At 69.0% G+C, this 9068-nt stretch carries 7 protein-coding genes; 4 read left to right on the top strand and 3 right to left on the bottom strand.

The genetic code is table 11. The features are described 5' to 3' along the window. From FFS27_RS23025 to FFS27_RS23010, 4 genes are all read left to right on the top strand, one after another. Positions 1–670, top strand: a 670-nt coding sequence (locus FFS27_RS23025) for a bacteriophage T4 gp5 trimerisation domain-containing protein (protein WP_409563933.1), incomplete at its 5' end; no start/stop codon positions are given. Between the two features lie 49 nt (positions 671–719). Beyond that, the gene (gene tse5, locus FFS27_RS23020; RefSeq protein ID WP_023101193.1) at positions 720–4673 is read left to right on the top strand and encodes a type VI secretion system effector Tse5; all 3954 of its coding nucleotides are present in this window, start codon (positions 720–722) and stop codon (positions 4671–4673) included. Further along, positions 4670–4861, top strand: a complete 192-nt coding sequence (locus FFS27_RS23015) for a hypothetical protein (protein WP_003090543.1) — start codon at positions 4670–4672, stop codon at positions 4859–4861. Before tse5 ends, FFS27_RS23015 begins: the two co-directional genes overlap by 4 nt. 162 nt (positions 4862–5023) lie before the next feature. Beyond that, positions 5024–5986 carry a threo-3-hydroxy-L-aspartate ammonia-lyase gene (locus FFS27_RS23010; protein ID WP_003090528.1) on the top strand — a complete coding sequence of 321 codons (963 nt, stop codon included), beginning with the start codon at positions 5024–5026 and terminating at the stop codon, positions 5984–5986. A 7-nt stretch (positions 5987–5993) separates the two neighbouring features. Here the strand turns inward: FFS27_RS23010 and FFS27_RS23005 are convergent, their stop codons facing one another. The 3 genes from FFS27_RS23005 to FFS27_RS22995 all read right to left on the bottom strand — a co-directional run. After that, positions 5994–7235 (bottom strand): dienelactone hydrolase family protein, encoded by a 1242-nt coding sequence (locus tag FFS27_RS23005; RefSeq protein WP_021264910.1) that lies wholly within the window; start codon positions 7233–7235, stop codon positions 5994–5996. 182 nt (positions 7236–7417) lie between these two features. Beyond that, positions 7418–8347, bottom strand: coding sequence for a LysR family transcriptional regulator (locus FFS27_RS23000; RefSeq protein WP_023101194.1), 930 nt, complete (start codon positions 8345–8347; stop codon positions 7418–7420). 22 nt (positions 8348–8369) lie between these two features. Beyond that, positions 8370–9068: zinc-binding dehydrogenase (locus FFS27_RS22995; protein ID WP_137952226.1), on the bottom strand; the 699-nt coding region annotated here is incomplete at its 5' end.

Here is a 9068-nt window from a genome sequence, read left to right as displayed (position 1 = left end):
TACCCAGAGCGGCACCAAGAGCCGTTCGAGCAAGGGCGGCACGCCGGCCAACTTCAACGAGATCCGCATGGAGGACAAGAAGGGCGCCGAGCAGTTGTTCATCCATGCCGAGAGGAACCAGGACATCGAGGTCGAGAACGACGAGACCCACTGGGTCGGCCACGACCGGACCAAGACCATCGACCACGACGAGACGGTGCATGTGAAGCACGATCGCACCGAGACCGTGGACAACAACGAGACCATCACCGTGCATGCCAACCGCAGCAAGACGGTCGACCGTAACGAGACGGTCAGGATCGGCATGAACAAGACGGAAACCATCCTCATGGCCTCGTTACAGAACGTCGGCATGGGGCGCATGGAAAACGTCGGGCTCGGCTACAGCCTGAACGTCGGCATGATGATGAACACCGTGGTCGGGCTGAACCAGAGCACCCAGGTGATGAAGAAGAAGACCTTGTCGGTGGGCGATAGCTACGAAGTGAGCGTGGGCGGCAGCGACGATGGCTCGAAGATCACCCTGGACGGTCAGAGCATCACCCTCGGCAGCCAGCGCATCGAGCTGACCGCCGACCGCGAGATCCTCTTGCGCTGCGGCCAGAGCACGATCCGCCTGACCCCGGGGGAGATCGAGATCCTCTCGCCCAATGTCGATATCAACTGTTGAGCGGCGGGCGGATGTCCTGTCGCGGCTTTTCCCAAGGAAGGATGGATAGATGAGCGGCCTACCGGTTTCCCATGTCGGCGAAAAAGTCTCGGGAGGGGTTATCTCCACCGGCTCGCCCACCGTGCACGTCGGCAGCAGCGCGGTCGGCCTGGCCGACCGGGCGTCCGCCTGCGTGCCGCTGGTGGGCAAGCCGGTCAACCCGATGCTCGGCAGCAAGCTGTTGCCGGAAGAGGTCGATTTCGCCCTGGCGGCGCCGGACACCTTCACCTTCGCCCGTGGCTACCTGTCGAGCAACCCGCGTATCGGCCGGCTCGGCCGGGGCTGGTGGCTGCCGGGCGAGAGCATGCACCTGGAACTGAGCGAAGACGCCTGCGTGCTGGTCGACGCCCAAGGCCGCCGGATCGGCTTTCCTGCGCTGGCTCCCGGCGCGCAGCATTATTCCGGCAGCGAGGAGCTGTGGCTGCGCCGCGGCGGTTCGAGCGGCGGCGAAGCGCAGGCCTGGCGCGGGCGCTGGGCGGCGGTGCCGGCCGAACTGCAGACGCAGGAGGGCTCCGTGCTGGTGCTGTCCGGCCACAGCTACCTGCATTTCCAGCGTTGCCCCGACGGTATCTGGCGCCTGCAGGCCAGCTTCGGCCGCGCCGGCTACCGCACCGAGTTCCGCTGGAGCGGACGTGGCCTGCTCACCGGCGTGCGCGACAGCGCCGGGCGCAGCTATGCGCTGGTCTACCAGCAGGCCTGCGAGCCGAGCGAGGGCGACGACGGCCTGCGTCTGTTCGGCGTGATCCTGGCCAGCCACGACGGACCGCCTCCGGACTACATCGATCCGCAGAGCCCGGGGCTCGACTGGCTGGTGCGCTACCAGTTCAGCGACAGCGGCGATCTGATCGCCGTGCGCGACCGTCTTGGCCAGGTGGTCCGGGTATTCGCCTGGCGCGAGCACATGCTGGTCGCCCACGGCGAACCGGGCGGGCTGGAGGTTCGCTACGAGTGGGATGTCCATGCTCCGCACGGGCGGGTCGTGAAGCAGATCGAGGCGGGCGGCCTGACCCGTACCTTCCGCTACCTGCGCGATGCCACCGAGGTCAGCGACAGCCTCGGCCGCGTCGAACGCTACGAGTTCGCCGGCGAGGGTGGGCAGCGGCGCTGGACCGCGCTGGTCAGGGCCGACGGCAGCCGTAGCGAGTTCGACTACGACCTGTTCGGCCGCCTGGTCGCCATGCGCGATCCGCTGGGACGGGAGACGCGGCGCCGGCGCGATGGCCAGGGGCGGATGCTCGAGGAGGAGTCGCCGGGCAAGGCGCGCTATCGCAAGCGCGTCGACGAAGAGACCGGGCTGCTGGTCGAGCTGGAGGACGCGATGCAGCGCCGCTGGACCTTCGAGCGCGACGAACGGGGCAATGCGACGACGGTGCGCGGCCCGGCCGGCAGCACCCGCTACGCCTACGAAGACCCGCGCCTGCCCGACCGGCCGACGCGAATCGTCGACCCGCGCGGCGGCGAGCGGCGCCTGGAGTGGAACCGCTTCGGCCTGTTGGCCGCGTTGACCGATTGTTCCGGCCAGGTCTGGCGTTACGACTACGACAACGAAGGACGTTTGGTCGCCAGCAGCGACCCGCTGGGACAACTGACCCGGCGCCGCTACGACCCGCTGGGGCAACTGATCGGCCTGGAATTGGCCGACGGCAGCGCCCTGAGCTATGAATACGACGCCCTTGGGCGGCAGACCCGTATCGCCGATGCCAAGGGGCACGCCACGCTGTTTTCCTGGGGGCACGGCGATCTGCTGGCGCGGGTTTCCGACGCCGGCGGCGGCGAATTGTCCTACCTGCACGACGAAGCCGGCAGGCTGGTCGCCCTGACCAACGAGAACGGCGTCCAGGCGCATTTCCGCTACGACCTGCTGGACCGTCTGGTGGAAGAGACCGGCTTCGACGGTCGTCGCCAACGCTATCGCTACAACGCCGCTGACGAACTGATCGCCCGCGAGGATGCCGACGGTCGCGAGACCACCTATGCCTACGACCGCGACGGCCGCCTGGCGAGCATCCGGGTTCCCGCCACCGAGCACGCACCGGCCCTGGTCGAGCGTTACCGCTGGTTGGCCGACGGCCGCCTGGCCAGCGCTGGCGGGGCGGATTGCGAGGTGCGCTACACGTACGACGAGGTCGGTAACCTGCGCCTGGAAAGCCAGGTACATGCCGACGGTTGGGTCTACAGCGTCGAGCACAGCCACGACGCACTAGGCGTGCGCCAGACCAGCCGCTACGGCGACGCGCCGCCGGTCGCCTGGCTGACCTATGGCCCGGGTCATCTGCACGGCGCGCTGGTCGGTGCGGTCGAGCTGGCCTTCGAGCGCGATGCCCTGCACCGTGAGGTGCGTCGCGACGCCCGCCGCGACGGGCAGGATGACGCGTTGTTCACCCAGGAGCGCCAGCACGCGCCGCTGGGACGCCTGCAGCACAGCCGCCTGCGTCTGGCCGGCGGTTTCGACTGGCAGCGCGGCTATCGCTACGACGGACTTGGACAACTGGTCGGCATCGACGACAACCAGTATCCGTCGGTGCGCTACGAATACGACCTCGGCGGTCGCCTGCTGGCCAGCCGGCGCGCTGGCGCGGCGGCCAGCACCTACCGCTACGACGCCGCCGGCAACCGCCTGGAGGGCGTCGGCGAGCATGCGCGCGAGGACGCTCGCCAGGCATTCGCCGAGAACGAATTGTACCGCTCCGGTTTCAGTCGCTCCGAGGCGCGCGCGAGCCAGGCCGGCGAAGGCCCGGCGCGCTGGGCCGGCAACCGCGTGGAGAGGATCGCCGGCAACCGCTATCGCTTCGATGCGCTGGGCAACCTGATCGAGCGTATCGGCGCCGACGGCGAGCGCCTGCGCCTGGCCTACGACGGCGCGCAGCGCCTGGTCCATCTGACGCGCGATTACGCCGACGGCACGTGGCTGGAGGCGCGCTACCGCTACGACGCGCTGTCGCGACGGATCGCCAAGGTGGTGCTGCGCGACGGTGTCGAGCAGCAGGTGCGCTTCGGCTGGGACGGCGATCGCCAATGCGCCGAAGCCTTTGCGCGGGAACTGCGCACCACCGTTCACGAACCGGGCGGTTTCGTCCCGTTGCTGCGCCTGGAGCAGGCCTGTGAGCCCGATCCCCCGGAGCTGCTGCAACTGCGCCAGGCGTTCGCCGCCGAGGGCCAGCCGCTGCCGGCGCAATGCGTGCCGGCGCTGGGCGAGGCGCGGATCGCTTTCTTCCACACCGACCACCTCGGTACCCCCCTGCAACTGAGCGACGAACGTGGCCAACTGCGTTGGCAGGGCGTTCCGGACGACTGGCGGGCGGTAGCGCCGGAACGACAGCCGGGTGCGCAGCCGATCCGCTTCCAGGGGCAGTACCACGATGAGGAAAGCGGCCTCTACTACAACCGCTACCGTTACTACCTGCCGGAAGCCGGGCGCTATGCCAGCCAGGACCCGCTCGGCCTGGGTGGTGGGCCCAACCCCTATGCCTACGCGCTGAACGCGCCCACGCTGGCCTACGATCCCACCGGCCTGATCATCCCGCTGGTGGTGATCGGCGCCTTCGCCGCCCGCGCCGCGATCGGAGCGGCGCTGGGCGCCGGCATCGAGCTGGGGATGCAGACCGGCAAGCAGGTGCTGGGGCAGATGAAGGACAACTGGGACAGCGATCGCGACCTCACCGATATCAAGTGGAAGTGCATCGACATCAACTGGAAACACGTCGGCGCCTCGGCGGCCATCGGCACCGTGGCGCCGGGCATGCTCAGCACCGGCAAGACCGTGGTGCAGTCCGCCAAGGCGATCAGGACCCTTTCCGGACAGGCGGCCAACACCGCCAACCGCGCGGCCAAGCTGGCCGCGCGCAAGGCCGCCCATGCCGATACCATCAAGAAGGCCGTGGCCACCCAGGCCGCCTGGCAGACGGGCAAGCAGATCGTCAAATGCCCGCTGAAGGACGAAGAAGAGGAGTGCCCGCCGCAATGATCAAGCATTACCTGCTGATGACCCTCGTCTGCATACCGCTGGCGTTGCTCTACGTCTGCCTGGAATGGTTCTTCGGCAACACCTGGGTGACCGTCGGGGTGTTCTTCGGCGTGCTCGTCGTGCTGCGCCTCGGGCTCTACCTCTACCGCCGCTCGAAGGGCATCAGGGACGGCTACCTGGACGAGTGAGGCCGACCCGGCATCGCGGAGCATCGACCCATGCAGGGCCTCTTCGTCAATGGCTCCGCCAGTCTTCCGCCGCCGATGCTGTCGCGCAGGCGCTGCTGGCGGCGTTCGCCTGCTAACCTGGCGACCTGCCCGTCTTCTTTGCCAAGGTCCGAGGAACTGACCATGCACGACCTGCCTACCTACGACGATGTGATCGCCGCCGCCGCGCGGATCGCCGGGCATGCCAACCGCACGCCGGTGATGTCCTCGCGTACCCTCGACGAAGAACTCGGCGCGGAAGTCTTCTTCAAATGCGAAAACCTGCAGCGCATGGGAGCGTTCAAGTTCCGCGGCGCCTTCAACGCGCTGTCGCGGTTTTCCGCCGAGCAGCGTGCCGCCGGGGTGGTGGCGTTCTCCTCCGGCAACCACGCCCAGGCCATCGCCCTCTCGGCGCGCTTGCTGGGGATCCCGGCGACCATCGTAATGCCGGCCGACGCGCCGGCGGTGAAGATCGAGGCGACCCGTGGCTACGGCGGGCAGGTAGTGCTCTATGACCGCTATACGGAAGATCGCGAGCAGATCGGCCGCGACCTGGCGCAGCGCCATGGCCTGACCCTGATCCCGCCCTACGATCACCCCGACGTGCTGGCCGGGCAGGGCACCGCGGCCAAGGAACTGTTCGAAGAAGTCGGTCCGCTGGACGCCTTCTTCGCGCCCCTCGGCGGCGGCGGCTTGCTCTCCGGCTGCGCCCTGGCGATCCGCGCGCTGGCGCCGGCCTGCCGGATCTACGGGGTGGAGCCGGAGGCCGGCAACGATGGCCAGCGTTCGCTGCGCAGCGGCGCCATCGTGCATATCGATACGCCGCAGACCCTCGCCGATGGCGCCCAGACCCAGCATTTGGGCAATCTCACCTTCCCGCTGATCCAGCGCAACGTCGATGACATCCTCACCGCCAGCGACGCCGAACTGGTGGATGGCATGCGCTTCCTCGCCGCGCGGATGAAGCTGCTGGTCGAGCCCACCGGTTGCCTCGGCCTGGCCGCCGCCCGCCAGCGCAAGGACGAATTGCGCGGCAAGCGGGTCGGGATCCTGCTCAGCGGCGGTAACGTCGACCTGGCGCGTTTCTGCGCCTTGCTCGGCGGCTAGCCGGCCGCTAGAGGCCGAGTCCTTCGCTGGCTGCCCAGCGCGCCATCAGGCGGTTCGACGGCAGGCTTTCGTCGAGCAGCTTGCGCGCGCTTTCCACCCCCGCGACCGGCAGGCCCTGCGGGTCGAGCAGGCCGATCTGCACCAGCACGCCGGCCTGGTCCCAATAGATGTGCTCGTGGTACAGGCGGTCGCCGCGAAAGCGCACCACGCCGAGCATGGGGATTTCCACGAAGCGCCCGGTGGGTGGGACGCCGGGCAGCAGCCAGTCGATCTCGCAGCTGTGGGTGAAGCGCATGACGAACTCGTCGACCACCTGCAGCGCCCCCACCGTCCGCGAAATCGGCGTGAGGGTCATGTCCGGCGGGTTGCCGTGGATGAAGTGATGGCGGTAGAAGCGGCTCAGTTCGCGCTGGCCGACGCCGCCGGTGAGGGTCGGGACATGGTTGACGTAGGGCTCGGCGACCATGGTCGCCATGGTCGCGGCGACGTCGCGGGTGTCGAACTCGTGGCGCACATGCTCGTCCCACAGCGCGGAGAGGTCGAAGTTCGGCCCGATCTCCCGCTTCAGGGCGGCGATGCTGCGTTCGTGGGCCATCAGGTAGGCCGGTTTGTCGAAGTGCATGCCGCCGACGCGGGCGAAGGCGTGATCGACGCCGGGGTAGAGGTACAACTCGGTCTTGGGCAGGTTGCGCAGGCAGGGCAGGATCGCGTCGCGGGCCTGCTGCGGGCAGTAGGCGTCCTGTTCGGCGAAATGCAGCACCAGCCGGCCCTTGATCTGTTTCGCCTCGTCGAGCAGCGCCTCGATGCCCATGCCATAGTAGCCCACCGAGCAGGAGACGTCGGTGCGCGTCGCGGCGAGGTAGGCCAGCTTGCCGCCCATGCAGAAGCCGACGAAGCCGATCCCGGCGTGGACCACCTCCTCGCGTTGGCGCAGGTGCTCGATACAGGCGGCGATGTCGTCCACCGCGGCGTCCAGGTCGATGCGCTGGAACAGCTCGATGGCCTTGGCGAAGGCCGCTTCGTCGTAGCCCAGGTCGACCCCCGGCTGGAGCCGCCAGAACAGGTCGGGGACCAGGGCCACGTAGCCCTCTTCGGCGTACAGCTCGGCCACCGCGCGCATGTTCGCGTTGACGCCGAAGATTTCCTGACCGATCACCACGCCCGGCCCCTTGCCGCTGGCGGGGAGCGCGAGATACGCGTCGAACCGGCCGCTGCCGTCGGACGCGGCGATGCTGACGTACTGTCCCATGCCTGGATTCCTCATCGGGTTGTTGTTGGAGTGGGAAAACGGGAAAGCGAAGCGAACCAGCCTAGTAGGAACCGGCCGGCGGGTCATTGGCTATCCGCATGCTGGCGGGAGGGTATCCGGATTGTCCGGGAGCGAGGGGCGGGAGGCGGTGCGATCCTCGGCGAGCCGCTCGCGGATACCGCTCAGTCCTGCTGGCGCTGCCAGGGCGGGCCCGCGGCGAACCGCGCTTCCACCCATTGGCGGAACGCGCTGCCCGCCGCCGTGGCGTAGCGCGCCGAGGGGCGCACCAGGTAGACGCCGGCGTCGGCATCCAGTTGCCACTCCGGTAGCACCCGTACCAGCCTGCCGGCTTCGAGGTCGCGGCTCATCAGCCACTCGCCGGCGGCGAAGATGCCCAGGCCCTGGCGTGCGGCGCAGAGCAGGGCCTCGTTGTCGTTGCTGACCATCGAGCCGCGTACCCGCACGGGCTGCTGTTCGTCCTGGCGGGTCAGCTTCCACTCCGGGTACGAGTGCAGTCCGCTGAAGCCGAGGCAATTGTGTGCCGCCAGGTCGGCCGGGATACGCGGTACCCCATGCCGCTCCAGGTAGTCGGGAGCGGCACCGAGGATGCGCCGATGGGCGCACAGCCGCCTGGCCACCAGGCGGCTGTCGGCCAGTTCGCCGACCCGGATCGCGAGGTCGAAGCCTTCCGCGATGATGTCGACGAAGCGCTCCGAATAGTCGGTTTCCAGCACCACCTGCGGATGCGCCAGGGCGAACTCCGCCAGCAGCGGACCGAGCCAGAGCCGGCCCATCGCCGACGGCAGGGCGATGCGCAGGCGTCCGCGCAGTTGCGCGGCGCCCAGGCTGGCTTCGTGCTCGGCCTCGTCGAGCAGGTCGACGGCCTGGCGGAAGCGGCTCGCCAGGCGCTCGCCTTCATCGGTGAAGCGCAGTTGCCGGGTGGTGCGTTCGACCAGGCGGATGCCGAGGCGACGCTCCAGTGCGCCGAGCCGCTTCGAGAGCACCGAGGGATGGCGTTGCAGGGCGCGGCCGGCGGCGGCGAACGAACCGTGCTCGGCCAGGGCCAGGAGCGTGGCGACTTCATCGGCCTGCCGGCTGTCGAACGGTTGCATGCATGCGCCTCTTGCGGGTGGGTCAGGGCAAGAGTACCAGCGCGCCTTGCGAGCGTCCCTCCAGCAGATCGGTATGCGCCACGGCCGCCTCGGCCAGCGGGTAGCGCCGCCAGACCCGGGGCTGGATGACACCGTCTGCATGGGCGCGCAGCACAGCCTGCGCGCGTAGCCGGTATTCCTCCGGGTTGGCGGTGTGGGCGGCGAGCGAGGGACGGGTGAGGAACAGCGAACCCTTGGCGTTGAGGGTGGCGACTTCGACGGCTGGCGGCACGCCGGAGGTAGCGCCGAAGGACACCAGCAGGCCGCGCGGACGCAAGCTGTCCAGGGACGCCTCGAAGGTAGCGCGACCGATGGGGTCGTAGACCACATCGACCTTGCGCCCGGCGGTCAGCTCGGTGACCTGGGCGGCGAGACTGGCCGCGTCGAACACCAGCACCTCGTCGCAGCCGGCAGCCCTGGCCCGCTCGACGCTTTCCGCCTTCGACACCACGCCGATCACCCAGGCGCCCAGGTGCCGGGCCCAGGCCGCCATCAACTGGCCGACGGCGCCCGCCGCGCCGTACAGCAGGATGCGTGTGCCGGGCCCGACGGGGTAGGTGGCGTGCAGCAGGTAGTGCGCGGTGATGCCCTTGAACAGCAGCGCCGCCGCGTCCTCGAAAGCGAGTGTGTCGGGCAGCTTCAGCAAGCGCTCGGCGGGGTAGAGCCGGGCGCTTGCTGAAGC

This window comes from Pseudomonas sp. 2VD, assembly GCF_005503585.1.
Classification (GTDB): domain Bacteria; phylum Pseudomonadota; class Gammaproteobacteria; order Pseudomonadales; family Pseudomonadaceae; genus Pseudomonas; species Pseudomonas aeruginosa.
The sequence above is the reverse complement of the archived record's forward strand: the minus strand, read 5'-3'. Positions and strand labels throughout refer to the sequence as shown.